The following is a 22,391-nucleotide window of genomic DNA, read 5'->3' as shown; positions in this document are numbered from 1 at the left end:
CTCGTGGGCGGCGTGCCGCGAAAAGGTACCGCTACTGGAACACGCGGAACGACCCGCGGCCGACCGCGACCTCCACGCGCTCGCCGTCCTCGTTCTCGCAGGTGACAGTGACCTCGGCGACGCCGACGGTGGAGCCGACGCGAATCACGTCCGCTTCAGCGACGAGGTCGCCGCGAGCGGGGCGGAGGTAGGAGACGTTCAGGTCGATGGTGGCGACGCCCGCCGTCACGGGCTCGTCGAGGGTCGTGCGAATGGCGAGCCCGCCTGCGGTGTCGATGATGGTGGCGGCGATGCCGCCGTGGACGTTCCCCTCGCCGGCGCCGTGGTTCGTGAGCTTCTCGTCGTACGGGATGCGCAGCGTCATCTCGCCGTCGGTGACCTCCTCGACGCGCAGGTCGAGGAAGGAGAGGAAGCCGTGGTCGTCGACGTACGACTGGATGAACGCCTGCACGTCGTCGGCGTCGAACGCGGTCATGTCGAGGGATGCGCGGTCGGCGTGGAAAAGCCCACCGAGTCACCACTCAACCAACACCAGTATTATTGATGATAGACTCCCTTGGTGCGTGGTAGCCGTGACGAATCTAGTCCGACACATCGAGGAAGTCGTCGACGAGCAGGCCGAGCGACCCGCAGTGGTCTACGAGGACACCGAGATCTCGTACGGGGAGTTCTGGGCGCAGACCGGGCAGTTCGCCGCCGCGCTCCGCGACGCGGGCGTCGATGCCGGCGACGCCGTGGGGGTCTACCTGCCGAACCTCCCGCAGTTCGTCGTCGCGTTCCACGGCGCGCTCCGCGCCGGCTGCAGGGTCGTACCGATGAACCCCCAGTACAAGAGCCGGGAGATCGAGCACCTGCTCTCCGACTCGGGGGCGGAGACGGTGGTCGCGCTCGCCGACGTCGTGCCGTTCGTCGAGGAGGTACGCGAGGACACGAACGTCGAACGCGTCGTCACAGTAGGGGGCGACGCCGACTCGGGGACGCCGTTCCGCGAGTTCCTCACCGACGGCGACGACACCGTCGCCGAACGCGGGGACGACGACGTCGCCGTCCAGCCGTACACCTCCGGGACGACCGGGAAGCCGAAGGGCGTCCAGCTCACCCACCACAACCTCGCGACGAACACCCGGCAGTCCATCGACATCGTGCCCGACGGCGTGGACCCCGAGGACCGCAAGCTCGGCGTCCTCCCCTTATTCCACATCTACGGCATGACGGTGGGGATGAACGCCGCGCTGTTCGCGGGCGCGTCGTTCTACCCGCTGCCGAAGTGGGACGCCCAGCAGGCGATGGGGCTGGTCGCTGACGCCGACATCACGCTGTTCGACGGCGTGCCCGCGATGTACAACGACGTCATCAATCAGCCGAACGCCGAGGAGTTCGACCTCTCCTCGCTGCGGCAGTGCACGGTCGGCGGCTCCGGCATCCCCATCGAGGTGCTGCGGCGCTTCGAGGAGCTCTACCCCGTGAAAATCTACGAGGGCTACGGGCTCACGGAGACCAGCCCCGTCACGCACTTCAACAGCCCGAACTGGGGGCGACGCGTCGGTTCCATCGGGAAGCCCCTGGAGGGCGTCGACGCGCGCATCGTCACGCCGGACTTCGAGGACGTGCCGCCAATCGAGGAGGGACCGGTAGACGAGGACGACGCCGACATGGACGACATCACGGGCGAACTCGTCGTCTCCGGGCCGAACGTGATGAAAGGCTACTCGGGGCTGCCCGATGCCAACGAGGAAGCGTTCACCGAAGCGGACGGAAAGCGCTGGTTCCACACGGGCGACCTCGGCTACCACGACGAGGACGGCTACTTCTACGTCGTCGACCGCAAGAAGCACATGATAAACACGGCGGGGTACAACGTCTACCCCCGCGAAGTCGAGGAGCTCCTCTTCGAGCACGAGGCGGTCGCGGACGTCGCTGTCGTCGGCGTGCCGGACGACCGCCGGGGCGAGACCGTGAAGGCGTTCGTCGTGAAGGCGCCGGACGCCGACGTGACCGGCGAGGAACTCAAGCAGTTCTGCCTCGACCGCCTCGCGGAGTACAAGCACCCCCGGGAGGTCGAGTTCGTCGACGAGCTCCCGCGGACGACCACCGGGAAGGTCCAGAAGTTCGAACTCGTCGAGGGGTAGCGGGCAGACCCCCTGGCGGCAACCCGCTTCGGGTTGTCAGCCGTTGACACAGTTTTATGCGCCGAGCCGCAGAATCGGCGGGTATGCCAGACAGATTCTCGGTGTCCGGGACGGCCGTCGTCACGGGCGCGTCGAGCGGCATCGGGCGCGCCATCGCGGAGCGGTTCGCCGCCGACGGCGCGGACGTCGTGGTGTGCTCGCGCGAGCAGGCGAACGTCGACCCCGTCGCCGAGGGCATCCGCGAGGACGGCGGCAGCGCACTCGCCGTCGAGTGCGACGTCACCGACCGGGACGCCGTCGACGCCTTAGTCGAGGCGACCGTCGAGGAGTTCGGCGGCCTCGACGTGCTCGTGAACAACGCGGGCGCGAGCTTCGTCGCGGGCTTCGAGGACATCTCGCCGAACGGCTGGGACACCATCCTCGACGTGAACCTCGGTGGCACCTATCACTGCACGCAGGCCGCTGCCGACCACCTCAAGGACGGCGGCGGCGCGGTGGTGAACGTCGCGAGCGTCGCCGGGCAGGAGGGCGCTCCCTACATGAGCCACTACGCCGCCGCGAAGGCCGCCGTCATCAACCTCACGCGGACGCTCGCCGCGGAGTGGGCGCCCGAGGACGTGCGCGTGAACTGCATCGCGCCCGGGTTCGTCGCGACGCCCGGCCTCGAATCCCAGATGGGTGTCTCCGCGGACGACATCGACCGTGAGGACGTGGACCGCCGCATCGGCGTCAGCGGGGAGATCGCAGACGTGGCGCGGTTCCTCGCCAGCCCCGCCGCGTCGTTCGTCGTGGGCGAGACGGTGACGGCTGGCGGCGTCCCGCAGGGCGAGGAGGTGCCGTCGCCGTGACCGACCGCACCGTCCACCTGCCCGTCGCCGCGCAGGACTCCCTCGACGACGTCGTCGGCATCGGCGAGCACGCCGAGGAGCTCGGCTACGACCGCGCGTGGTTTCCCGAGACGTGGGGCCGGGACGCGGTCACGACGCTGTCCGCGCTCGCCGACCGCACCGACTCCATCGGCCTCGGCACCAGCATCGTGAACACGTACTCGCGGAGCGCCGCGCTGCTCGGCCAGACCGCCGCCACGCTCCAGGAGCACTCGGGCGGCCGCTTCCGCCTCGGCCTCGGCCCGAGCGGTCCCGCGGTCGTGGAGGGCTGGCACGGCCAGGAGTTCGGCAACCCCCTGAAGCGCACCCGCGAGTACGTCGACGTCGTCCGGAAAGTGCTCGCTGGCGAACGCGTGGACTACGACGGCGACATCGTCCAGACAGGTGGGTTCAGGCTGCGACAGGGCCCGCCGGAGCCAGCGCCCGAGATCGACGTCACCGGCATGGGCCCGAAGGCGGTCGAACTCGCGGGCCGGTTCGCGGACGGCTGGCACGCGCTCATGTTCACGAAGGACGGCTTCGAGGACCGCCTCGAGGACCTGCGGCGCGGCGCCGAACTCGGCGACCGCGACCCCGAAGACGTCCGGACGACGTTCGTGCTGCCGTGCTGCGCGCTCCCAGACGGCGACGCCGCCCGCGACCTCGTGCGCCAGCACCTGGCGTTCTACGTCGGCGGCATGGGGACGTTCTACCGGGACGCGCTCGCCCGGCAGGGCCACGAGGACGCCGCCGAGACCATCTACGAGGCGTGGCAGGACGAGGAGCGCGAGCGCGCCGTCGCCAGCGTCTCCGACGACCTGCTGGACGCGCTCGGGGCCGCCGGGACACCAGAAGAGGTCCGCGAGCGCGTGTCGGACTTCGCGGCCGTCGACGGCGTCGACGCCATCGCCGTCTCGTTCCCGCGGGCCGCGGACCGCGCGATCATCGACCAGACGCTGGAAGCGGTCGCGCCCGAGTGAGCGGAAACACGGGCCGCGTTGTCCCGGGTTTGATTGGCTCTTTTCCGCGTCGCTCGCGTCTGTCGAGGTATGCAAGCGATCGAGGTCTCCGAATTCGGCGACGCGAGCACGCTCGAACGCGTCGAGCGCGACCAGCCCGAGCCCGGCCCCGGCGAGGTCCGCATCGACGTCGAAGCCGTCGGCGTGAACTTCGCGGACGTGATGCAGCGCCGCGGCCACTACCACGGCGGCCCACAGCCCCGCTACGTGCCGGGGATGGAGGCCGCGGGAACTATCGACGCGGTCGGCGAGGGTGCAGACCGCGAGGTCGGCGACCGCGTCGTCGCGATGGTCGACGGCGGCGCGTACGCCGAGTACGTCACCGCGCCCGCGCTCTCGCTGTTCGACGTCCCGGAGTCGATGCCGTTTGCGGCGGCCGCCGGCTTCCCCGTCCAGTTCCTCACCGCCCACCACTGCCTCCACGAGTGGGGCGGCCTCGAGGGCGGCGAGCGCGTGCTCGTGCACGCCGCGGCGGGCGGCGTCGGCACGGCCGCGGTCCAGCTCGCCGACCACGCCGGCGCAGAGGTGTTCGGCACCGCGAGCACCGCGGAGAAGCTCTCACTGGCCGAACGGCTCGGCTGCGACCGCCCCATCAACTACACGGAGACCGACTTCGCCGAGGCCGTCGACGATTTGACGGACGGCGGGGGCGTCGACCTCGTGCTGGACGGCGTGGGCGGCGAGACGTTCCGCGAGAGCGTCGACGCGCTCGCGCCGTTCGGCCGCATCGTCGCGTACGGCGCCGCCTCCGGCGAACCCGGCACGGTCGACACGGCGACGCTGCTGTTCGGGAACAAGTCCGTCGAGGGCTTCCACCTCGGCCGCGCGGCCGCCAGCGACCCCGAGCGCGTGTTCGCGCCTGTCGGTGAACTCTCCCGGCTGCTCCGCGAGGGCGAACTCGAGGTGATCGTCGGGCAGACGTTCGACCTCGCGGACGCCGCGGAGGCCCACCGCGCGCTCGAGGACCGCGAGACCACGGGGAAGGTCGTGCTGGAGCCCTAGAAGTCGGAGACAGACGGTAGCGAGAGGGCGTCTCGGCGGCCGTCGAGCACGTCGAAGCGGTCGCCGCGCCGGTGTTCCAGCCAGTACAGCAGGCGTTCGGCCCACGCCAGTTTCTTCGCCTTCTGAGCATCGACCGCGGGGTCGTCGAAGTCCCAGCCCGGGAACACGAGCTCAGCGGCGCCGAGGTGGTCCGCGAGGAACGCCGCGCGGTCGCCGTCCGTGAATCCGCCGAAGTTGGAGACCGAATCTGTGGGTTCGGCCTGGGTCGTGCCGAGGACGTGCTCGACGTCGAATTCGGGGACGTGCTCGCGGACGGCTGGAACGTTGTCGCCGTGGGCGTGCGCCGCGACGGGTGTCCCGGACTCGGTGAGCCGGCGTGCCGTCTCCGGGTTCTTGTCGAGGTCGGTCACCATCAGGTCGACGCCGACGCCGTCGTCGGCGAGCACGTCCACGGCCGTCGACGCCGCGAACACCACGTCCGCGTCGGCCGCGACGGTCGCTTCGTCCGCCAGCGACGGGGCGCCGCCCGCGATAGCGACCCGCCGGCCGGTGCAGTCGAGCCGCGAGACGTCGAACGGCTCCGCGAACTCGGCGAGCACGTCCCGCGCCCGCTCGTCGGCGGCCCTGTCGAACCCGAAGTCGTCGAGAATCTCGGCGTAGACGGGCGCCCAGTCGGCGAACTCCATGGCTGTCGCTACGGGCCTGAATAAATGAAAGGATTCCTGGTTCGAGCCGAGACGCCCCGCAAAGTACCCCTACCCAGCGGGGGTCCGGCTTCCAATCCGGGATTTAGTCCCCGTCGGTATAAGCTTTCCCGTTACGTGTCGCTTACCGACCACGCCGAGAAGAGGTCGGCGAGCGCGCTGTCCCGCGATTCCAGTTCCGCCGCGGCCGCCCGGAGGACGCTCACGGGCGCCGCGACGAACGCCGGGTCGTCCCCCGTGACGGCGACCCCCGCGTCCGCTAGCGCGGCCCGTTCATCGGTGCCTAACCCGTGTACTTCGTACGCTCTGGCGGCCGCGTCGGCCGCCGCGTCGAGGTCGCCGTCGAGCCGCGAGACGTGGCGCTCGGCCTCCCGGACTGTCGTCACGTCGAGCTCCTCGACGCGGCCGTCGTCGCGGCGGTCCCGGCGGAACTCGTAGCCGACGAGGGCGGCGTCCCGGGTCTCCGCGACGTCGTGGGTCCGGATCACGTGCGCACCGCGCTCAACCGCCATCGACGTCGCCGCCAGCGAGACCGGGAGCGCTTCCGCCGTGGAGCGGTCGGCGACCTCCCGGAGGAAGTTCTTCCGGTTGATCGAGACCAGAATCGGGTGGCCGTGCCCGCGGAACTCACGGAGCCGGTCGAACGTCTCGCGGTCGTCGTCGAGGGTCTTGGCCTCGCTCCACCCGCCGAACGCGGGGTCGACGATGGTCTTGTCCGTGAAGCCGTTCAGCGTGAGCGCGTCGTAGATGTCGTCGACGTCCTCGACCGCGCCCGGACGTTCGAGGTCCGGCGGGCTCGCCATCTTCGCGACGGCGACGTCGTGGGCCTCGCAGACCGCGGGCATCTCGGGGTCGGCGAACCCGCAGATGTCGTTGACCATGTCGAAGCCCCGCGAGAGCGCCTCGTCGGCGACTTCGGCGTACCGCGTCTCGATGGAGAACACGGCGTCGCCGTCGACCCGCTGGATGGTCTCGACGGCCGTATCGAGGCGCGCTAACTCCTGCTCGGCGGAGAGCACGTCGAACTTCTTGTTCGCGGACTCGAGGCCGACGTCGACGATGTCCGCGCCCTCGCCGACGAGCGCCTTGTCGACGTACGCGGCCGCCTCGTCGGGGTCGTCGAAGACGCTCGGGTCGTACGGCGATTCCTTCGAGACGTTCAGCACGCCCATGATGCGGGGCGGGTGGCCGTCTCCGATGGGGAGGCCGGCGGCGTCGACCGTCTGCATGCCTCGAAGGCGGGACCGGCCGCTCATAGGCCAATCGGTTCCGGGACTGACGGCCGGCTCCGGCAAGCGCGGGCTTCAGGCGACTTTTGTAGGTCGGCCGCCTAGCCGCCGGCAATGAGCAAGGTGAGCATCGGCTTCCGGGGGTGGCGCTTCGACGAGGACGAGGTGTTCGACAAGGACGGCGACTACCGGAGCTTCGAGGAGATGGGAGACGACGCGAGCGCGCGGCTGCGCCGGCTCCCGACGCTGATGGACCGGCCCTGCGACGCCTGCTACCTGGTGCACGGCGAGGACTACGAGGCGCGGAACACGCCCGCCGCGGTGTACGGCGAGCCACGCGCCGAGGTGCTGCTCTGCGACGCCCACGAGGTCGACTTCTACTACTGGTTCCTCGAGGACGGCGGCGAGCAGTACCGCGGCACGGAAGAACTACAGGAGGCGTTCCGCGAGTGGTTCGCGGACGGCGAGCGCGCCCCGGAGTGGTACGACGGCCCCGAGCACGTCGCCACCGACCCCGCGGAGACGCCGGACCCGGACGTCCCCGACCCCGAGATTCAGAACGTCGAGCTCCCGGAGGACGAACAGGCGGGCATCGACCTCCGGCCGGAGATCGACGCCGACGACCTCGACGTGGAACTGGACGCCGAGTACCCGACCGCCGATGAGTAAGCCGACCGTCGCCGTCGTGGACGCCGAGACGTCGGGGAACGTCGGCACCATCGCGCGGGCGATGAAGAACTTCGGGTTCGAGGACCTCCTGCTCGTCGACCCGCCGTACCTTGGCCGGGATTCCGAGGCGTACGGCTTCGCCGGCCACGCCCGCGAGGACGTGCTCCCGACCGCGCGCGAGCTCGCCTTCGACGAGCTCGTCTCCGAGTTCCACACGGTCGGGTTCACCGCCATCACGAACGAGGACGCCACCAAGCACGTGCGCTTCCCGTTCCGAACGCCCGCCGAACTATCGGACAGCCTCGCGGACGTCGAGGCGGACACCGCGCTCGTGTTCGGTCGCGAGCGCGTCGGCCTGACGAACGACGAGCTCGCCCAAATCGACGAGGTGGCGTCGATTCCCGCGAACCACGACTACCCCGTGATGAACCTCGGGCAGGCCGCCACGGTCGCGCTGTACGAGCTCCGCGACCTCGCGATGAGCGAGACCCAGCTCCCGGACGTCGAACGCCACCGCGCCGACGAGGAAGAGATCGACCGGTTCTACGAGCACGCCGAGGGGTTCCTCGCGGCCATCGACTACCCCGACGAGAAACGCGACAAGGCGATGCGGATGCTCCGCCGGATGGTCGGCCGCAGCCACCCGACCGGACGGGAGATCAACACGGTGCTCGGGCTGATGCGGCGCGCCGAGAACCAGATGGAGTAGGGAGCGGGTGTTTTTCGCGGAGCGAAGCGGGAACGCTGGCGAACACCCGACACTCCGTGACTGCGGGGCTGCGTGCGCCGCGGTGGCACGCCGCGCTTCGGTCGCGCTTCGGGAGCTTTACGCTCCCGGGGCTCGCGTACTGAATCGATGCGTCACGACCACCTCCTGACCGCCAAGCAGCTCTCGCGGGCCGACATCGAGACGGTCCTCGACAGGGCGGCCGCCTTCGACGACGACCCGGAGGCCGCCAGCGAGCGGTACGCGGACACGCTGCTCGCGCTGTGCTTCTTCGAGCCGAGCACGCGCACGAAGATGAGCTTCGAGACGGCCGCGAAGCGCCTCGGCGGCGACGTCGTCGACATGGGCTCCGTGGAGTCCTCCTCCGTGAAGAAGGGCGAATCGCTGGCCGACACCGTCCGCGTCGTCGAGGGGTACGCGGACGGCATCGTGCTCCGGCACCCGAAGCAGGGCGCCGCGAAGATGGCCAGCGAGCACGTCGACGTGCCCGTGGTGAACGCCGGGGACGGCGCCGGCCACCACCCGAGCCAGACGCTGCTGGACCTCTACACGATCCGGGAGCGCGCCGGTCTCGACGACATCTCCGTCGGCATCATGGGCGACCTGAAGTACGGCCGCACCGTCCACTCGCTGGCGCACGCGCTCACGAACTTCGACGTCCGCCAGCACTTCGTCAGCCCCGAGAGCCTGCGGCTGCCCCGGTCGGTGCGCTACGACCTCCACGAGGCCGGCGCGCAGGTCCGCGAGCACGAAGACCTCGAGGCCGTCCTCCCGAACCTCGACGTGCTGTACGTCACGCGCATCCAGCGCGAGCGCTTCCCCGACGAGGACGAGTACGAGGAAGTCGCCGGCGAGTACCGCATCACGCCGGAGACCCTCGACGCGGCGAGCGACGACCTCGCGGTGATGCACCCGCTGCCCCGCGTGGACGAGATCTCGGGCGCCATCGACGAGACGGAGAACGCGACGTACTTCGAACAGGCGCACAACGGCGTCCCGGTGCGGATGGCCCTCCTCGACCTCCTCCTGAACGATGACTGATACAGAACTCCGCGTCTCGAAGATTCAGAGCGGCACCGTCATCGACCACGTCTCCGCCGGGGAGGCGCTGCACGTGCTCAAACTGCTCGGCATCGACGGCACCGGGGGCACGACGGTCAGCCTCGGGATGAACGTTCCCTCCGACAGGCTCGGCCGCAAGGACGTCGTGAAAGTCGAGGGCCGCGAACTCAGCGACTCGGAGGCGGAAGTCCTCTCGCTCATCGCGCCCGAGGCCACCATCAACATCATCCGCGACTACGACGTCGTCGAGAAGCGCCGCGTCGAGCGCCCCGAGGAGGTCGGCGGCGTGCTCGTCTGTCCGAACCGCGAGTGCATCACGAACGCGGGCGAGCCCGTCGACCCGACGTTCGCGGTGCTCGACGACGGGCTGCGCTGCGAGTACTGCGGGGAGATCGTCCGCGAGGACATCACCGCCCACCTCCGGGACTGAGGGTGTCGGCGCGAATACAGGGATTCGTGCCGGCCCCGCAAAGCGTTTAACAGCAGCACCGGTAGTGTCAGCCATGGCAGGGAAACTCGTGAAAGCCGTCGCCGCACTGGTCGTCGTAGCGCTCGTCTGGAAGTTCGTCATCGGGGGCGACGAGGCCCCGGAGGCCCCGCAGGAAGTCGACCGCATCGACTGACCGCCCACACGCCACACGGTCCCCGTCTCGCGCGCTAACTGCCGCCGTTTTCTCGCCGTCGCGTGCCGAGAGCGAACGACTTAGGCGGCCCGCCGGCAAAGTCGCGGACATGTACGGCGTCGTCACGCGGAACGCGGAGGAAGTCGAGTGGCCGGAGTTCGACCGCGCGTTCTACGAGGTCAAAGACGTCACCGGCCGTCACACCGACCCGCTGGAGGACGCCGTCAACATGGTGTCATGCTTCGGCGACAACGCCACCGCAGGCACCGAACCCGACCTCGTGCCCGTCGACGACGAGGGCAACGCGGCCACCCGCGAGCAGCCGTACTTCGACTGGTCGTACATCTGCCCGCTCGCGGAGGACTACCGGAACGGCCTCCTCACCGTCATCGAGACCTGCGGCGAGGTCAACGGCGACGTCCGCCTCGACGACGTCGGGTTCCCGCGCGCCGAGTACTGCCACTGCGAGCGCTGCGAGACCGCGTTCGCGGAATCCGAGTTCGACGACTGGTACGACTGGCGCGCGGACGTCGTCACGGAGTTCGTCGCGGACGCCGCCGACCGAATTCCGGGGACGACGTACCTCACGCTCTACCCCGACCCCTACCCCGGCCACCTCTACGAGCGCTCCGGCCTCGACGTCGAGGCGCTCGCCGAGCACGTCGACGAGTTCGTCGTGCCGCTGTACGACACGAACTACGGTACGACGTACTGGCTGGAGACCATCGCGTCCGGATTCGCTGACTTCCTCGACGTCCCGTTCAGCGTGGAGCTGTACGCCGTCAACGTCGACGTCGACAACCTGATTCACGCCGCCGAGGTCGTCGAGGAGTACGCCGAGGGCGTCTTCTTCGGGTACGAGGCGAGCAACGCGCGCGCCGCGCTCCGCCGGATGGACGCCGAGGAGCGCGACGGGAAGTCCTTCGGACCGGACAGTTAGAGCCGCCGGCGGAGGCTGCGGAACTTCGGCTCGAAGCCGTGGGCCTCGTAGAACGCCATCGCGGCGTGGTTGTCGACGTGCACGGAGAGCCGCGCGTACTCGCAGCCGCGCTCGCGACCCCACGCTTTCATGCGGTCGAGGAGTTCGCCAGCGACGCCCTCGCGGCGGCGCTCGGGGACGACGTAGAGGCCATCGACGTAGCAGCTGTCGCCGCGCGCGTAGAGCTCCGGCGACGACGAGACGCCGCCGGTGACGACGCCGACGGGCTCGGGGTCGTACGCGGCGAACATCGTGCGGCCGTCGTCGTCCAGCCAGCGCGAGCAGTCCTCGTCGGCGACGACCGACTCGTCGAGGTCGTTGAACGCGGGGTCGACGGCCTCGGCCGCGCGGTACGCCGGCCGGAGCAGCCGGTCGGCGACCGCCGCTCGCTCGCTGTCCGACGGCACGCGCACGTCCATTACCGGAGGGACGCCGAGGACCGAGAAAAGCGCTACGAGAGCGCGCGCTCCCGCCAGCGCCGCAGGTGGCCGCGGTCGCGGGTGTCCTCGGGGAGGTCCGCGAACCACGCCGCGTCCGAGATTTCGCCGTCCGGGTCCCGGACGGCGAGGCTGGTGTCGTCGGCGCACGCCTCGAAGACCGGGACGACGCCCCACGCGGAGTACGCGCCGCACTCGAAGGTGACAGCGGTCAGCATCGCGAGCCCGCAGTAGGTGGCGCCGACGCCCGCCTCCTCGGCGAGCTCGCGTTCGGCGGCCTCGCGGAACGACTCGCCGTCGTCGACGCCGCCGCCCGGCGGCACCCAGAGGTCGACGCCGTCGTGGCGCACCAGCAGCAGGTCGCCGTCCTCACGGTAGACCGCGGTGTGGGCGCCGTACGGTCCGCCCGTGCGTTCGACGCGTTCGGCGAGCGTGCGGAAGCGGCGGCGGGACACCGAGCGCCGCCGGTCGAACTCCAGGAAGCCGTCGTGGGCGTCGGTCAGCGCGTGGTACGCCCGCTCGGCGCGCTGCTCGGCGCGGCTCGCGAGGAACCAGAGGTCATCGACGGGCATCGAGTTGGCGGGGGCGGGTGCGGTTGGCGGGCGAGCCGGGAGAGGGGCGAGCGGTGGGCATACCGGGACTACGGCGCACGCACGGGTGACGGTTTCGGAGCGCGGAAACCGGGTCGCTTTTGAGTCGGCCGCCGGAATCTGTCAGTATGAGCTTCGAAGAAGACGACGAGGTCGTCCTCCACGACAAGCACAGCGAGTTCGACGGCGAGACCGGCACCGTCACGCAGGTCGTCGAGACGATGTTCGGCGAGCCCAACTACACGGTCAGTTTCGACGACGGCCAGGAGGCCGGCGTCCCCGAGGACAACCTCGAAGCCGCCGACGAAGACGAAGAGTAGCACTCTCTCTCCTGCTTCTCCGACCGGGTAGCCCGCGGCTCAGAGGTAGCCGAGGTCTTCGAGGCGCTCGTTGATCTCCAGCATCTCGACGTCCGTCGGGTCGACGCCGCGCTCGGGCAGGCGCTCGCGGAGCTCGGCTTCGAGGTCGGGGTCGTCGACGCGCTCCAGCTCCCGGGGGTTCTCGTCGAGGTCGTAGACGCCGGGCTCCCAGTCGCGCTCGGTGTACTCGACGTACTTGGCGTCGCCGTAGCGGACGGCCCGCGCCCAGTTGCGTTCGCCGTGCAGGGACGCGCCGCAGGCCCGCATGTACGCGACGCGGTCCTCGACACCGGGCTCGATGCGGTCGCCGTCCGTCTCGTGGTCGACGCCGAGCGCGTCCAGCAGCGTCGGCAGCACGTCGATCTGTCGGACCTGGGCGTCCACTGTGGCGGACTCGATACCGGGGCCCGCGAGCACGAACGGGACGTTCGTGGTGAAGTCGAAGACGTTCTCGCCGTGCCCCTTCTCGACGAAGTGGTCGTCGATGTCCGGGCCGAAGCGCTCGCAGTACTGATTGACGCGCTCGACGACGCCGCGGGTGTCGACGCCGCCGTAGTACTTCACGGCGTCCCGCAGTGACTTCACGGCGAGCCGAATCGGGTTGCTCCAGTGGGTGATGCTCTCGCCGTGGTCGCCGACGACCGCCACCACTGTATCGTCGGGGACGGCGTCGACGAGCGCCTCGATTTCGCGGTCGAGCGCGGAGAACGCGCGGCCGTACGGCGTCTCGCCGTACTCGGGGCTGTCGTACTCGCGGGGGACGTGGACGTCCTCGTGAATCTCCCAGAGGTGGACGAACGCCGCGAACGGCTCCGGCAGGCCCGCCAGTCTGTCGAGACCCTCCTCGCGCCAGTCGCTGAACATCGACTCGTCGCGGTCCCGGCACTCGTAGCGGTCGAACCCCCTGTCGAGGCCGGTCTCCGGGACGAGCGGGCCGGTCGCCATCGCTTCGGTGTGGTAGCCGGCGTCGCCGAGAATCTCGGCCATCGGCTCGACGTCCTCGGAGAGGCTGCCGCGGCGCAGCGACTGGACGCCGTTGCGCTCGCCGTACGCGCCCGTCAGCAGGCTCGCGACCGCTGGCGTGGTCGTGGTCGCAGTGGCGTACAGCTCGGTGCACTCCACGCCGCGCTCGCGGAGGCCGTCGAGGAACGGCGTGTCGACGGCGTCCCGGCGCAGGAAGTCCTGTCGGAGGCAGTCCACCACGACCAGCAGGAGGTTCGGAGTGTCGGTAGTGTCGTCCATGGTCAGGTCCGGTAGCCGAGGTCTTCGAGGCGCGCTTCGATGACGTCGCCGTCGTCGCCGGTGTCGTCGCGGCCCGCCGCTTCGGGCTCGTGGCTGCGGGTGTCGGCCGCGGTCGTCTCGCACCACGGCACCTCCCGGAGGACGGGTACGTCGACGCCGCCCGGGTGGCCGTAGAGGTGGTGCTCGCCGAACGCGTTCCCGTGGTCGGCGGTGACGACGACGCGGTCGGCGTCGAGGTTCGCGAAGAGTAGTTCGAGGTCGTCGAGGACCAACTCCAGGTTCCCGCGGTAGGCCCGCCAGACGTCGGCCTCGCTGCGGCGGCCGAACCGGAGGTCGTCCCAGACGGACATTTCCCGGTCGCCGAACTCGTCGAGTTCGACGCCGTCGCTGCGCCGCTCGCGCTCCGCGACCGAGGGGAAGTGCGGCTGCATGTAGTGGACGAGTAGCCGGTCGGCGTCGGTCTCGCGGCCGGTCCGAACGGCGGCGTCGGTGACGGGCCGGGGCGGAATCGTCCCGAGGGCGTCCTCCCACGCGTACCGCCACACCTCCTCGACGGAGTGGCAGCGGTCGTGGTCGAACTTCGACGCGGAGTAGGGGTTGCCGGTGACGTACGCGACGTCCGCGAGCGCGCCCTCCGGCGCGCCACCGAACACGGACTCCATCCACTCCACGGAGGAGCTCGCGGGCGACGTCCGCGAGCCCGGGTCTTCGGGGAGGAAGTCGTAGGCGGCGTCCGCGGCGACCTCCGCGAAGAGGTCCGCGCGGCACGCGTCAAGCACCACGAGGGCGTCCCAGTCGGCGTCCAGCACGGGGTCCGGTTCGGTCGTCGACCGCAGCGAGTGCGTCACCATCGACGCGAACTCGCGGACGGCGTCGACGCCCCGGTAGCGGAGGTTGCGGGCGACGTTGGCCGCCTGAGCGGGCACGTCAACCATCGGCGGACACCGGAGTCTTCTCGAACATTGCGGGGCGGTACTCGGTGACCCGGTAGTGCCAGCCGGGCAAAAAACCTCCCATTCGGCCGCTGGTCGCGTGCCGCGGGATTCGATGGATTGATTCACGCCCGCGCGCCACTCGGAGGCGTGCAGCGAGACGACCTGCTGGCGACCGTCGCGGGGCTCGCGAGCGCGGCGCTCGTGTTCGCGTTGATGTTCTACATCGTCGACGCCCGCGAGGTGTTCCGGGCGGCCAGCGGCGCCGACCCCGTGTTGCTCGCGGCGGTCGCGGGCACGATACTGCTGTGGAACGTGTCCTGGGGGCTCGCGCTCTGGAACGTCGTGCGCGCGCTCGACATCCCGCTGCCCGTCCACACCGCGGTCCTCGTGAACGCCGCGGGCGCGTTCGCCAACCACGTCACGCCGTTCGGGCAGGCGGGCGGCGAGCCCGTGACCGCGTGGCTGCTCTCGAAGACCGCTGACACGGAGTACGAGGTCGGACTGGCCTCCATCACCAGCCTCGACGCCATCAACGTCGTGCCGTCGCTGACGTTCGCGGCGGTCGGCTCGCTCTACTACGTCACCACGGAGACCGGCGGTCCCCTCGGCGTCCTCCCGCTCGCGGTCATCACGGCGGCTGTCGCCCTGCCGCTCGCCGCGCTGCTCGCGTGGCGGTTCCGCGCGCCGCTCCGCGCGCGGTTCGGCACCACGGCCACGACGGCGCTCGCGCGCGTCGTCAGCGTGGTTCCCCGCGTCAGCCTGCCGAGCGCCGACGACCTCGCCGCCCGCGTCAGCGGGTTCGCGGACGCGCTCGGCCGGGTCGCCGTCTCCCGGGAGCGCCTCGCCGCCGCCGTCGGCTGCTCGGCGCTCGGGTGGGCGTTCCAGGCGCTCGGCCTCTGGGTGACCTTTCTCGCGCTCGACTCGTTCGTCCCGCTGTACGTGCCGTTCTTCGTGCTGCCGCTCGGGAAGGTCGGCTCCGTGTTCCCGACGCCCGGCGGCCTCGGCGGCACGGAAGCCATCAACGTCACGCTGCTGACGCTGCTGACGGCGGTGAGCGCGCCGACTATCGCGGCGGTCGTGACGATTCACAGCGTCGGCGGCTACCTGCTGACGAGCACCGTCGGCGCCGCCGCCACCAGCGCGCTCGGCGTGCGCTCGTAGCGGGCCGGTTCGGAGTGTTTTATACCGCTCGGGCTCCGAGAGGGTCGTAACGTGACCGCGACATGAGCGGGCAGCCCCCGAAAGTCGCCGTCGCCCACTACTGCGAGGGCGCCGGCCACGCCACCCGGATGCTAGCGGTCGTCGAAGAGCTCCAGGCCGCCGGCTACGAGACCGTCCTCGCCGGCGGTGGCCCCGGCACGAAGTTCGTCGAGGCGAACGGCTACACGGAGTACGAGCCCCTCGACGTCGACTTCGTCGGCGACTTCCAGGGCGGCGGCCTCCTCGACGTCCTCCGGAACAGCGGGCCCGCGGTGTACGAGCGCGTCAGCCAGTACCGCGAGTGGTTCGACGCGGAAGCCCCAGACCTTCTGGTCACCGACGACATCTCCGCGGCCGTCGCCGCCACCCTCCACGGCCAGCGGTTCGTCTATGTCTCCCACGACCCCGCGGAGTTCTACACGACGACCGTCGAGCGCGCTGGGGCGTGGCTGCGCAACCGCATCGCGCGCCGCGGCGCCGAGGAGTTCCTCGTGCCGAAGGTGTGGAGCGGCGACCCCTCGATTCCGGGCGCCGTCGACGTGCCGCCGATGGCGCCCGACGGCGGGGCGCCCGAGGAGGACGTCGACGTGCTCGTCGTCCCGAGCGAGTTCAGCGTCGACGCCGACGGGCTCGCGGAAGCCTTAGCGGCGAAGGGACGGGACGTGACCCTCGTCGGCGGCGACGGCTGGGAGATCCAGGAGTCCCTCCAGCCGTTCATCGCGGGCGCCGACCTCGTCATCTGTAGCGGCTACTCCACGGTGATGGAGGCCGCCGTCGCCGGCACGCCCTGCATCGTGCTGCCGGCGACGTCAGAACAGCGCGGCGTCGTGGACGCGCTCGCGGACACGCCCGGATTCTACGCCGCGGACTCCATCGCGGGCGTGGAGGCGCTCCTCGACTCCGTCGAAGCGCCCGAACCGCACGCCAACGGCGCGAAGCGCATCGCCGAGATCGCGGCGTCGTACATCCCCGAGCCCGGCCCGTCGGGGAGTGACTCGCCGGCCAGCGCCGACTAGTCGAGCTCCAGCCACGGCACTTCCATCAGCGCCGGGATGTGGGTCTCGATGTGGTGCTCCCAGACGCCCTCCTCGCCGAACGCCTCGCCGTGGTCGGCGGTGACCACCACGTCGCCGTCGAGCGATTCCGTGAGCTCCGCGACGCCCTCCAGCGCGATGCGGAGGTTCTCCTCGTAGTACTGCATCGCGGTCTCGCGGGTGCCGTCGGTGACCACGCCGCCGAGCCCGGTCTCCAGCCAGAGCCCGACCTTCATCGCGAGGTTGCTGTCGTCGAGGACGCTCTCGACGCGCGGCCGCACCGCGTCCCCGACGCTCGCGAGCAGCCCGCCGTCGTCCTCGTCGCGCTCGCCCTGTCGCTGGATGCCCTTCTGGATCTGCGTGAGCTTCTGGCCCTTCCCCCGCGAGAGGTACGGCGCGTGGGGCTGCATGTAGTGGACGACCGTGCGTTCGGCGTCCGCGACGAGGTCCTGGTTGTCGCGGAACGACGCCGCCATGCTCTCCGGCGGAATCGTCCCGAGGTCGTCGTCCCAGCCGTGCTTCCAGACGTCGACCACGTCGCTGATGTGGTCGTCGGCGCTCCACTCGTAGTCGCAGCTCGCCCCCCACTTGAGCTCGTTCAGCGGGATGCCGAGGCTGTTGATGAACGGGTTCCCGGAGAAGTACGCGATGTCGTGGTCGCCCGTGAACGTCCGGTACGCCCACTCGGGGGTCGACGAGCCGGTGCTCCAGCGCTTCTCGAGGTCGCCGTCGAGGTAGTCGTCGTAGAGCTCGCTGAACACGTCGTAGCGACACGCGTCGAGCACCACGCAGTAGTCCCAGTCGGACTCGAGGAAGCGCTGGTCCTGCATCTGTCAGTTGCGCTTCTACGGCACCCCAAGTAGTTCTGTCGGTGATCCGCAACGAACGCCGTCCGCCAGTGGCGACGCTTTTACCGCCGCGCCCGCTACGTCGCGGCAATGAGCGAGGTTCCGTTCCACTACGTCGACCTCCGGGCGTTCTGCTACGGCACGGAGGACGAGGTCCGCGTCGCCGACGCGCTCCGGCACTTCCTCCCCGAGGACGTCGAACTCGAGCGCGCCGAGAGCGAAGGCCACCTCGGCGACCGAATCGTCGTGCTGTCCGCGCGCGTCGAGCGCGCCGACGAGATGCGCCACGTGCTCGGCCAGCTCCGCGACGGCGCGGACATCGAACGCATCCGCGAGGAGCTCGACCAGCGCGTCGACGACAACTGCTCGCTGTTCGTCCACCTCGACAAACAGGAGGCGTTCCTCGGGGACGCCCAGCTCGGCGACGGCATCGCGCTCCGCGCGAAAGTCGAGGCCTACCCCGCGAACAAGGAGGCCGCCGTCGAGAACGCCCGCGAAGCGCTGTCGTAGCCGCCCACCGACCGTCTTTTGGGGTCCCTGTGAGCACGTGCGGACGATGGCTCCCGCGCTCCGCGACGCCCTCCACGTCGCCCTGAACCGACCGCGCGTGTTCGCACTCGCCGGCGCGACGCTCCTCTGTGAGGCGCTCGTCCGGCTCGCGCTCGCCGTGGTCCACCCGGTTCTCGCAGTTGCGTTCCCGCCCGTCGTCGCTATCCCCGTGCTCGGCGCGGCCGCGCCGTCAGTCGACGCCGCCGTCGCCAGTCCCGACGCGACACCGCCGTGGACCGTCGCCACGACACTCCGCGAGCGCGGCCCGCGGCTTCTCGCGGTCGCCGTCGGCGGGCACCTCGTCGCGCTCGCGCTCGGCGCGGCCGCGTTCCTCCTCCTCGACACGCCACTCCGTGCGGCAGTCTACGCGACCGGCGCGACGCTCTCGACCACGACGGTCCAGGTCGCGCCGCTCGCTGGTGTCGCCGCCGGAACACTCGTCGCGTGGGCGGTGCTCGCGCCGGCCGTCGAACGCGTCGTCGCCGGCGACGGACTCCGCGCGGCGTCCGCTGCGCCGCTGCACGCACTCGGCGGCCGCCGGCGAACCGCCGCCGCCGCGCTCGGTCTGCACCTCGCGTGCGTTCTCGCGGTGACCGCTATCTTCGCCGCTACGCTGGTGCTCGCGGGCGAGCGCTACGCCACACAGGACGCCGCGCGCCTCGCGTTCCTCGCGACCGTCGGCGCGGTCGCTGGAACGCTCGTCCTCGTCGGGACAGTCGTCTACCCGCTGCACGTCGCACTCGCCGCGTCTGATTCGGCCGAAGCGCGTGCCGTTCCGGTGCGGCGTGTCGCACTCGCGGCCCTGCTCGTCGCGGGACTGGTAGCCGGTGCGAGCGCGGTTCGCGTCACTGACGCCCGCCCCGGGACCGCCGTCGCGTCGTCGCCGCTCCCCGAGGACGCGACCCCGGCCTACGCGGCGGCGCTAGGCCGGACGGCTGCGGCCGACCACCGGGTGGTCGCGACCGAGCGACTGGACGGCGACCGCGTCGTGGCCACGACGGTCGTCGAACGCTCCGCGCGCCAGTTCCGGGCGTCGCTCCGCCGTCACGACCGGACCGACGTCGGGTACGCTGACAGCGGCGTCGCCTACCGCTTCCGCGGCTACTCTCCCGGCGTCTTCAGTCTCGGCACGGCTCGTGTCGGCGATGACACCGCACGCGCCCTCCCGGGCTACTGGCAAGCCAGCGGCGACTACACGCTCGTGGACGGCCTCGGCGCCGGGTACGGCCTCCCGGCTGCCCAAACGGGAACGTGGACGACGGTGGCCGCAGCCGACGGCACGCGGACGCTCGAACTGAACGGCGACGCGGCGGTGTTCGAGGCCGTCCAGGGGACTGACGCCGGAGCCGTGAGCGCGGAGACAGCGTGGGTACGGATGCGCGTCGACGCCGACCGCGGCGTCGTGCTCGGGGGGCGAGCGCGCTTGAACGCCACGGTGAACGGCGCCCGGCTCGTTCGGAACGTCAGCTACACCGTCGAGACCGGCGCTGCGGTGGACGCGCGCCGGCCGGACGCGCTCGGGTCGCGCTCCCTCGGCGAGTGGGCGTGGGACGTGTTCGCGTACTGAGCCGGCGCGAACGCACGCGTTTTTACGGGCCGCCCGCGAACGAGCAGTCGTGTACGAGGCCGTTCACGCCCACCCGGACGGCGACAGCACCGTCGCGCGGTTCGCCGCGACGGCCGCGAGCGTCGGCTACGACGGCGTCGTGGTGCGGAGCCGCTCGGACGCCCGACCCGAAGTGGACTACGAAGCCGTCGGCGAGGAGTACGGCGTCGACGTGGTGTCCGGCGTAGAGCTCGACGCCGAGGACGCGTCCCACGCGAGCGGCGCCATCGGCGACCTGCGCGAGGACGCGACGGTGCTGGCGGTGCGCGGCGGCACGCCCGACCTCAATCGCTTCGTCGCGGAGTCCGCGCGGGCGGACGTGCTCGCCGGGCCGATGCGGGGGGGCGGCGACGTCAACCACGTCGTCGTGAAGGCCGCGAAGCGGAACGCGGTCCACGTGGAGTTCGACTTCTCGCGGGTGCTGCGCGCGAGCGGCGGCGAGCGCGTGCAGGCGCTGCGCGGCCTGCGGAAGCTCCGCGAGCTCGTCGACCACTACGACGCGCCGTACGTCGTGAGCGCCGACCCGACGTCGCACCTCCAGTTGCGCGCGCCCCGGGAACTGCTCGCCGTCGGCGAGGAGATCGGCTTCGAGCGCGACCGGATCCGGGCGGGCCTGGAGGCGTGGGGTGAGCTCGCGGCGCGCAACCGCCACCGGACGTCCGAGGAGTTCATTGCGGAGGGCGTCGAACGCGGCAGGTATGAAGAAGACGCTTGACGAGCACGCCGCGCGCTTCGACGACCTCGCGGCCGACTACGACGACGAGAAGTCCCCGGAGTACAACGAGTGCGTCGCGCTCGTCCTCGAACGCGCGAACCCGGACGGCGACGACACGGTCCTCGACCTCGGCTGCGGGACGGGCGCCATCGCGCTCGGGCTCGCCGAGGCGGCGGGCCGCGTCGTCGGCCGCGACATCAGCGAGGGGATGATGGACGAGGCGCGCCGGAAGGCCGACGAACGCGGCATCGAGAACGTCGAGTTCGGACAGGGCCAGTTCCGCGAGCCGAACTACGACGGCGAGGTGGACATTGTCACGTCGAACTTCGCGATGCACCACCTGAGCGACGAGGAGAAACGCGAGACCGTCTCGGTCATCGCGGACCTCGAGCCCCGGAAAATCGTGCTCGGGGACGTGATGTTCTTCGGGGAACCGGACCCCGAGGAGCCGTTCTACAGCCCCGAAGTCGACGACCCGGCGACGGTGGGCGTGCTCGCGGACGCGTTCACGGACGCGGGGTACGCGGTCACGGCCGTCGAGATGGTCCACGAGCAGGTCGGCGTGCTCGTCGCGGAGCGGCTGTGAAACACCTCCCGAAGCACCTCCGGCCGCGGTGGCGCTACCTCGCCGTGGAGCTGGAGGCGTGGCCGGACGCCGACGTCTCGCAGGGGGACTTCCAGCGCAGCGTCTGGTTCGCCGCGCAGAACCTCTACGGTGACGCCGGGAGCGCGGACGCCGACCTGCGCGTGCTGGAGTTCTCCTTCAGCGACGGCACCGGCGAGGCGTTAGTGCGGGTTCGCCACGGCGAAGTGGAGCGCGGGCGGGCGGCGCTGGCGTGCGTCGACGAGGTCCGCGGTGACCCCGTCAGGGTGGCGGTACGCGGCGTCTCGGGCACGATGCGGGCGGCTGAAGAAAAGTATTTAGGCCGGCCGAGTGAATCCCGAGACGAAGCCAGCGTCGCGTTCGCGGGCGGCACCCGTCGCGCCGTCCGCCGGGGCGACCTCGTCGACGTCGACTGCGAGGACGGGTTCGCGGGCGCGACGGACCTCGACTGCTAACCATGCAAGGACAGAACCAACAGCAGGCCTACGACCGCGGTATCACGATCTTCTCGCCGGACGGGCGCCTCTACCAGGTGGAGTACGCCCGGGAGGCCGTCAAGCGAGGGACGCCCAGCATCGGGGTGCGCACGGACGGCGGCGTCGTCCTCCTCGTGGACAAGCGCATCAGCTCGCCGCTGATGGAGGAGGCGTCCGTCGAGAAGATACACAAGGCCGACAACCACGTCGGCATCGCGAGCGCGGGCCACGTCGCCGACGCCCGGAAACTCATCGACTTCGCGCGCCGCGACGCCCAGGTCGAGCGCCTTCGCTACGACCAGGCCATCGGCGTGGAGACGCTGACGAAAGACATCACCGACCACATCCAGCAGTACACGCAGGTCGGGGGCGCGCGGCCGTTCGGCGTCGCGCTCCTCATCGGCGGCGTCACGAACGGCGAGCCCCGCCTCTTCGAGACGGACCCGTCGGGGACGCCGTACGAGTGGAAGGCCATCGCCATCGGCGAGGACCGCTCTACTGTCCAGGAGTACCTCGAGGACAACTACGACGAGTCGCTGCCCCTCGACGAGGGCGTGGAGCTGGCGCTGCGCGCGCTCGGCCAGATTCGCGACTCGCTGGCGCCCGAGGGCGTCGGCGTCGCCACCATCGACGCGGAGACGGGCGCGTTCATCGAGCTGTCGAACGACGAGATCAGCGAGTACCTCGACGAGCACGACCTGCTCGACGACGGGACCAGCGGCGACGAAGCGGACCCCGACGAAGACGAGGAGTAGTCCGCTCCCACGGCGGGGAAAAGCTCTTTTAA

At 70.7% G+C, this 22,391-nt stretch carries 26 protein-coding genes; 18 read left to right on the top strand and 8 right to left on the bottom strand.

The features are described from left to right. Window positions 1-31: 31 nt before the first annotated feature. Complete coding sequence (locus G9C83_RS13655) at window positions 32-475, bottom strand: PaaI family thioesterase (protein ID WP_167246815.1); 444 nt, start codon at window positions 473-475, stop codon at window positions 32-34. Between the two features lie 97 nt (window positions 476-572). Here G9C83_RS13655 and G9C83_RS13650 point away from each other — a divergent pair, with 97 nt between their 5' ends. From G9C83_RS13650 to G9C83_RS13635, 4 genes are all read left to right on the top strand, one after another. After that, on the top strand, window positions 573-2,129 hold the full coding sequence (locus G9C83_RS13650) for a long-chain fatty acid--CoA ligase (RefSeq protein WP_167246813.1): 1,557 nt from the start codon (window positions 573-575) through the stop codon (window positions 2,127-2,129). Window positions 2,130-2,212: 83 nt separating this feature from the next. After that, entirely contained in the window at window positions 2,213-2,977 is a 765-nt protein-coding gene (locus G9C83_RS13645; protein ID WP_167246811.1) for an SDR family NAD(P)-dependent oxidoreductase, read from the top strand. Continuing rightward, complete coding sequence (locus G9C83_RS13640) at window positions 2,974-3,975, top strand: TIGR04024 family LLM class F420-dependent oxidoreductase (protein ID WP_167246809.1); 1,002 nt, start codon at window positions 2,974-2,976, stop codon at window positions 3,973-3,975. Before G9C83_RS13645 ends, G9C83_RS13640 begins: the two co-directional genes overlap by 4 nt. A 69-nt stretch (window positions 3,976-4,044) precedes the next feature. Continuing rightward, on the top strand, window positions 4,045-5,016 hold the full coding sequence (locus G9C83_RS13635; protein ID WP_167246807.1) for an NADPH:quinone oxidoreductase family protein: 972 nt from the start codon (window positions 4,045-4,047) through the stop codon (window positions 5,014-5,016). Here G9C83_RS13635 and G9C83_RS13630 read toward each other — a convergent pair. Beyond that, entirely contained in the window at window positions 5,013-5,702 is a 690-nt protein-coding gene (locus G9C83_RS13630; protein WP_167246805.1) for a 6-hydroxymethylpterin diphosphokinase MptE-like protein, read from the bottom strand. The two genes, G9C83_RS13635 and G9C83_RS13630, sit on opposite strands and share 4 nt — an antisense overlap. A 131-nt stretch (window positions 5,703-5,833) precedes the next feature. Beyond that, complete coding sequence (locus G9C83_RS13625; protein ID WP_167246803.1) at window positions 5,834-6,949, bottom strand: dihydropteroate synthase; 1,116 nt, start codon at window positions 6,947-6,949, stop codon at window positions 5,834-5,836. Between the two features lie 114 nt (window positions 6,950-7,063). On the opposite strand from G9C83_RS13625, the gene G9C83_RS13620 reads away from it, so the two are divergent. The 5 genes from G9C83_RS13620 to G9C83_RS13600 all read left to right on the top strand — a co-directional run bounded on the left by G9C83_RS13620 (window position 7,064) and on the right by G9C83_RS13600 (window position 10,970). Continuing rightward, complete coding sequence (locus G9C83_RS13620; RefSeq protein ID WP_167246801.1) at window positions 7,064-7,618, top strand: hypothetical protein; 555 nt, start codon at window positions 7,064-7,066, stop codon at window positions 7,616-7,618. Next, entirely contained in the window at window positions 7,611-8,327 is a 717-nt protein-coding gene (locus tag G9C83_RS13615) for an RNA methyltransferase (RefSeq protein ID WP_167246799.1), read from the top strand. Before G9C83_RS13620 ends, G9C83_RS13615 begins: the two co-directional genes overlap by 8 nt. A gap of 147 nt (window positions 8,328-8,474) precedes the next feature. Further along, window positions 8,475-9,386 (top strand): aspartate carbamoyltransferase, encoded by a 912-nt coding sequence (gene pyrB, locus G9C83_RS13610; RefSeq protein WP_167246797.1) that lies wholly within the window; start codon window positions 8,475-8,477, stop codon window positions 9,384-9,386. Next, window positions 9,379-9,837: an aspartate carbamoyltransferase regulatory subunit gene (pyrI, locus tag G9C83_RS13605; protein ID WP_167246795.1), complete on the top strand. Its 459-nt coding sequence runs from the start codon at window positions 9,379-9,381 to the stop codon at window positions 9,835-9,837. The genes pyrB and pyrI overlap by 8 nt, the downstream gene beginning before the upstream one ends. 302 nt (window positions 9,838-10,139) lie before the next feature. Beyond that, entirely contained in the window at window positions 10,140-10,970 is an 831-nt protein-coding gene (locus G9C83_RS13600) for a hypothetical protein (protein ID WP_167246793.1), read from the top strand. On the opposite strand, the gene G9C83_RS13595 is transcribed toward G9C83_RS13600, so the two are convergent. Both G9C83_RS13595 and G9C83_RS13590 read right to left on the bottom strand, forming a co-directional pair. Further along, window positions 10,967-11,428, bottom strand: coding sequence for a GNAT family N-acetyltransferase (locus G9C83_RS13595; RefSeq protein WP_167246791.1), 462 nt, complete (start codon window positions 11,426-11,428; stop codon window positions 10,967-10,969). The genes G9C83_RS13600 and G9C83_RS13595 overlap by 4 nt on opposite strands. A gap of 32 nt (window positions 11,429-11,460) precedes the next feature. Beyond that, entirely contained in the window at window positions 11,461-12,018 is a 558-nt protein-coding gene (locus G9C83_RS13590; RefSeq protein ID WP_167246789.1) for an NUDIX domain-containing protein, read from the bottom strand. 146 nt (window positions 12,019-12,164) lie between these two features. Here G9C83_RS13590 and G9C83_RS13585 point away from each other — a divergent pair, with 146 nt between their 5' ends. Further along, window positions 12,165-12,356: a DUF1918 domain-containing protein gene (locus G9C83_RS13585; RefSeq protein WP_167246787.1), complete on the top strand. Its 192-nt coding sequence runs from the start codon at window positions 12,165-12,167 to the stop codon at window positions 12,354-12,356. Window positions 12,357-12,395: 39 nt separating this feature from the next. On the opposite strand, the gene G9C83_RS13580 is transcribed toward G9C83_RS13585, so the two are convergent. Both G9C83_RS13580 and G9C83_RS13575 read right to left on the bottom strand, forming a co-directional pair. Continuing rightward, window positions 12,396-13,637 carry a sulfatase-like hydrolase/transferase gene (locus tag G9C83_RS13580; RefSeq protein ID WP_167246785.1) on the bottom strand — a complete coding sequence of 414 codons (1,242 nt, stop codon included), beginning with the start codon at window positions 13,635-13,637 and terminating at the stop codon, window positions 12,396-12,398. A gap of 2 nt (window positions 13,638-13,639) precedes the next feature. Further along, a complete protein-coding gene (locus G9C83_RS13575) occupies window positions 13,640-14,572 on the bottom strand; it encodes a hypothetical protein (RefSeq protein ID WP_167246783.1) in 933 nt (310 codons plus the stop codon). 147 nt (window positions 14,573-14,719) lie between these two features. Here G9C83_RS13575 and G9C83_RS13570 point away from each other — a divergent pair, with 147 nt between their 5' ends. Together G9C83_RS13570 and G9C83_RS13565 are read left to right on the top strand one after the other, a co-directional pair. Next, window positions 14,720-15,733: a lysylphosphatidylglycerol synthase transmembrane domain-containing protein gene (locus tag G9C83_RS13570; protein WP_167246781.1), complete on the top strand. Its 1,014-nt coding sequence runs from the start codon at window positions 14,720-14,722 to the stop codon at window positions 15,731-15,733. Window positions 15,734-15,795: 62 nt separating this feature from the next. Continuing rightward, the gene (locus G9C83_RS13565; protein ID WP_167246779.1) at window positions 15,796-16,788 is read left to right on the top strand and encodes a glycosyltransferase; all 993 of its coding nucleotides are present in this window, start codon (window positions 15,796-15,798) and stop codon (window positions 16,786-16,788) included. On the opposite strand, the gene G9C83_RS13560 is transcribed toward G9C83_RS13565, so the two are convergent. Next, window positions 16,785-17,636, bottom strand: coding sequence for a hypothetical protein (locus G9C83_RS13560; protein WP_167246777.1), 852 nt, complete (start codon window positions 17,634-17,636; stop codon window positions 16,785-16,787). The two genes, G9C83_RS13565 and G9C83_RS13560, sit on opposite strands and share 4 nt — an antisense overlap. A 108-nt stretch (window positions 17,637-17,744) precedes the next feature. On the opposite strand from G9C83_RS13560, the gene G9C83_RS13555 reads away from it, so the two are divergent. From G9C83_RS13555 to psmA, 6 genes are read left to right on the top strand one after another with little or no spacing between them, the layout of a single operon-like run. Further along, window positions 17,745-18,164: an RNA-binding protein gene (locus tag G9C83_RS13555; protein WP_167246775.1), complete on the top strand. Its 420-nt coding sequence runs from the start codon at window positions 17,745-17,747 to the stop codon at window positions 18,162-18,164. 46 nt (window positions 18,165-18,210) lie between these two features. Then, window positions 18,211-19,770, top strand: coding sequence for a hypothetical protein (locus tag G9C83_RS13550; RefSeq protein WP_167246773.1), 1,560 nt, complete (start codon window positions 18,211-18,213; stop codon window positions 19,768-19,770). 49 nt (window positions 19,771-19,819) lie between these two features. Then, window positions 19,820-20,524 carry an RNase P subunit p30 family protein gene (locus G9C83_RS13545; RefSeq protein WP_167246770.1) on the top strand — a complete coding sequence of 235 codons (705 nt, stop codon included), beginning with the start codon at window positions 19,820-19,822 and terminating at the stop codon, window positions 20,522-20,524. Then, a complete protein-coding gene (locus G9C83_RS13540) occupies window positions 20,508-21,110 on the top strand; it encodes a class I SAM-dependent methyltransferase (protein WP_167246768.1) in 603 nt (200 codons plus the stop codon). The genes G9C83_RS13545 and G9C83_RS13540 overlap by 17 nt, the downstream gene beginning before the upstream one ends. After that, the gene (locus G9C83_RS13535; protein WP_167246766.1) at window positions 21,107-21,583 is read left to right on the top strand and encodes an Rpp14/Pop5 family protein; all 477 of its coding nucleotides are present in this window, start codon (window positions 21,107-21,109) and stop codon (window positions 21,581-21,583) included. The genes G9C83_RS13540 and G9C83_RS13535 overlap by 4 nt, the downstream gene beginning before the upstream one ends. A gap of 2 nt (window positions 21,584-21,585) precedes the next feature. Further along, the gene (gene psmA, locus G9C83_RS13530; protein WP_167246764.1) at window positions 21,586-22,359 is read left to right on the top strand and encodes an archaeal proteasome endopeptidase complex subunit alpha; all 774 of its coding nucleotides are present in this window, start codon (window positions 21,586-21,588) and stop codon (window positions 22,357-22,359) included. The last annotated feature ends 32 nt before the right edge of the window (window positions 22,360-22,391 follow it).

The sequence above is a fragment of the Halobacterium sp. R2-5 genome, assembly GCF_011734195.1.
Lineage (GTDB): Archaea > Halobacteriota > Halobacteria > Halobacteriales > Halobacteriaceae > Halobacterium.
The sequence above is the reverse complement of the archived record's forward strand: the minus strand, read 5'-3'. Positions and strand labels throughout refer to the sequence as shown.

Excerpts from the sequence above, each read along its gene's own strand:
- G9C83_RS13620 (WP_167246801.1), top strand. The coding sequence starts at position 7,064 with ATGAGCAAGGTGAGCATCGGCTTCCGGGGGTGGCGCTTCGACGAGGAC.
- G9C83_RS13540 (WP_167246768.1), top strand. The coding sequence starts at position 20,508 with ATGAAGAAGACGCTTGACGAGCACGCCGCGCGCTTCGACGACCTCGCG.
- G9C83_RS13550 (WP_167246773.1), top strand. The coding sequence starts at position 18,211 with ATGGCTCCCGCGCTCCGCGACGCCCTCCACGTCGCCCTGAACCGACCG.
- G9C83_RS13585 (WP_167246787.1), top strand. The coding sequence starts at position 12,165 with ATGAGCTTCGAAGAAGACGACGAGGTCGTCCTCCACGACAAGCACAGC.
- G9C83_RS13600 (WP_167246793.1), top strand. The coding sequence starts at position 10,140 with ATGTACGGCGTCGTCACGCGGAACGCGGAGGAAGTCGAGTGGCCGGAG.
- G9C83_RS13630 (WP_167246805.1), bottom strand. The coding sequence starts at position 5,702 with ATGGAGTTCGCCGACTGGGCGCCCGTCTACGCCGAGATTCTCGACGAC.
- G9C83_RS13615 (WP_167246799.1), top strand. The coding sequence starts at position 7,611 with ATGAGTAAGCCGACCGTCGCCGTCGTGGACGCCGAGACGTCGGGGAAC.
- G9C83_RS13580 (WP_167246785.1), bottom strand. The coding sequence starts at position 13,637 with ATGGACGACACTACCGACACTCCGAACCTCCTGCTGGTCGTGGTGGAC.
- pyrI (WP_167246795.1), top strand. The coding sequence starts at position 9,379 with ATGACTGATACAGAACTCCGCGTCTCGAAGATTCAGAGCGGCACCGTC.
- G9C83_RS13655 (WP_167246815.1), bottom strand. The coding sequence starts at position 475 with ATGACCGCGTTCGACGCCGACGACGTGCAGGCGTTCATCCAGTCGTAC.
- psmA (WP_167246764.1), top strand. The coding sequence starts at position 21,586 with ATGCAAGGACAGAACCAACAGCAGGCCTACGACCGCGGTATCACGATC.
- G9C83_RS13595 (WP_167246791.1), bottom strand. The coding sequence starts at position 11,428 with ATGGACGTGCGCGTGCCGTCGGACAGCGAGCGAGCGGCGGTCGCCGAC.
- G9C83_RS13575 (WP_167246783.1), bottom strand. The coding sequence starts at position 14,572 with ATGGTTGACGTGCCCGCTCAGGCGGCCAACGTCGCCCGCAACCTCCGC.
- G9C83_RS13590 (WP_167246789.1), bottom strand. The coding sequence starts at position 12,018 with ATGCCCGTCGATGACCTCTGGTTCCTCGCGAGCCGCGCCGAGCAGCGC.
- G9C83_RS13560 (WP_167246777.1), bottom strand. The coding sequence starts at position 17,636 with ATGCAGGACCAGCGCTTCCTCGAGTCCGACTGGGACTACTGCGTGGTG.
- G9C83_RS13555 (WP_167246775.1), top strand. The coding sequence starts at position 17,745 with ATGAGCGAGGTTCCGTTCCACTACGTCGACCTCCGGGCGTTCTGCTAC.
- G9C83_RS13645 (WP_167246811.1), top strand. The coding sequence starts at position 2,213 with ATGCCAGACAGATTCTCGGTGTCCGGGACGGCCGTCGTCACGGGCGCG.
- G9C83_RS13635 (WP_167246807.1), top strand. The coding sequence starts at position 4,045 with ATGCAAGCGATCGAGGTCTCCGAATTCGGCGACGCGAGCACGCTCGAA.
- pyrB (WP_167246797.1), top strand. The coding sequence starts at position 8,475 with ATGCGTCACGACCACCTCCTGACCGCCAAGCAGCTCTCGCGGGCCGAC.
- G9C83_RS13625 (WP_167246803.1), bottom strand. The coding sequence starts at position 6,949 with ATGCAGACGGTCGACGCCGCCGGCCTCCCCATCGGAGACGGCCACCCG.
- G9C83_RS13565 (WP_167246779.1), top strand. The coding sequence starts at position 15,796 with ATGAGCGGGCAGCCCCCGAAAGTCGCCGTCGCCCACTACTGCGAGGGC.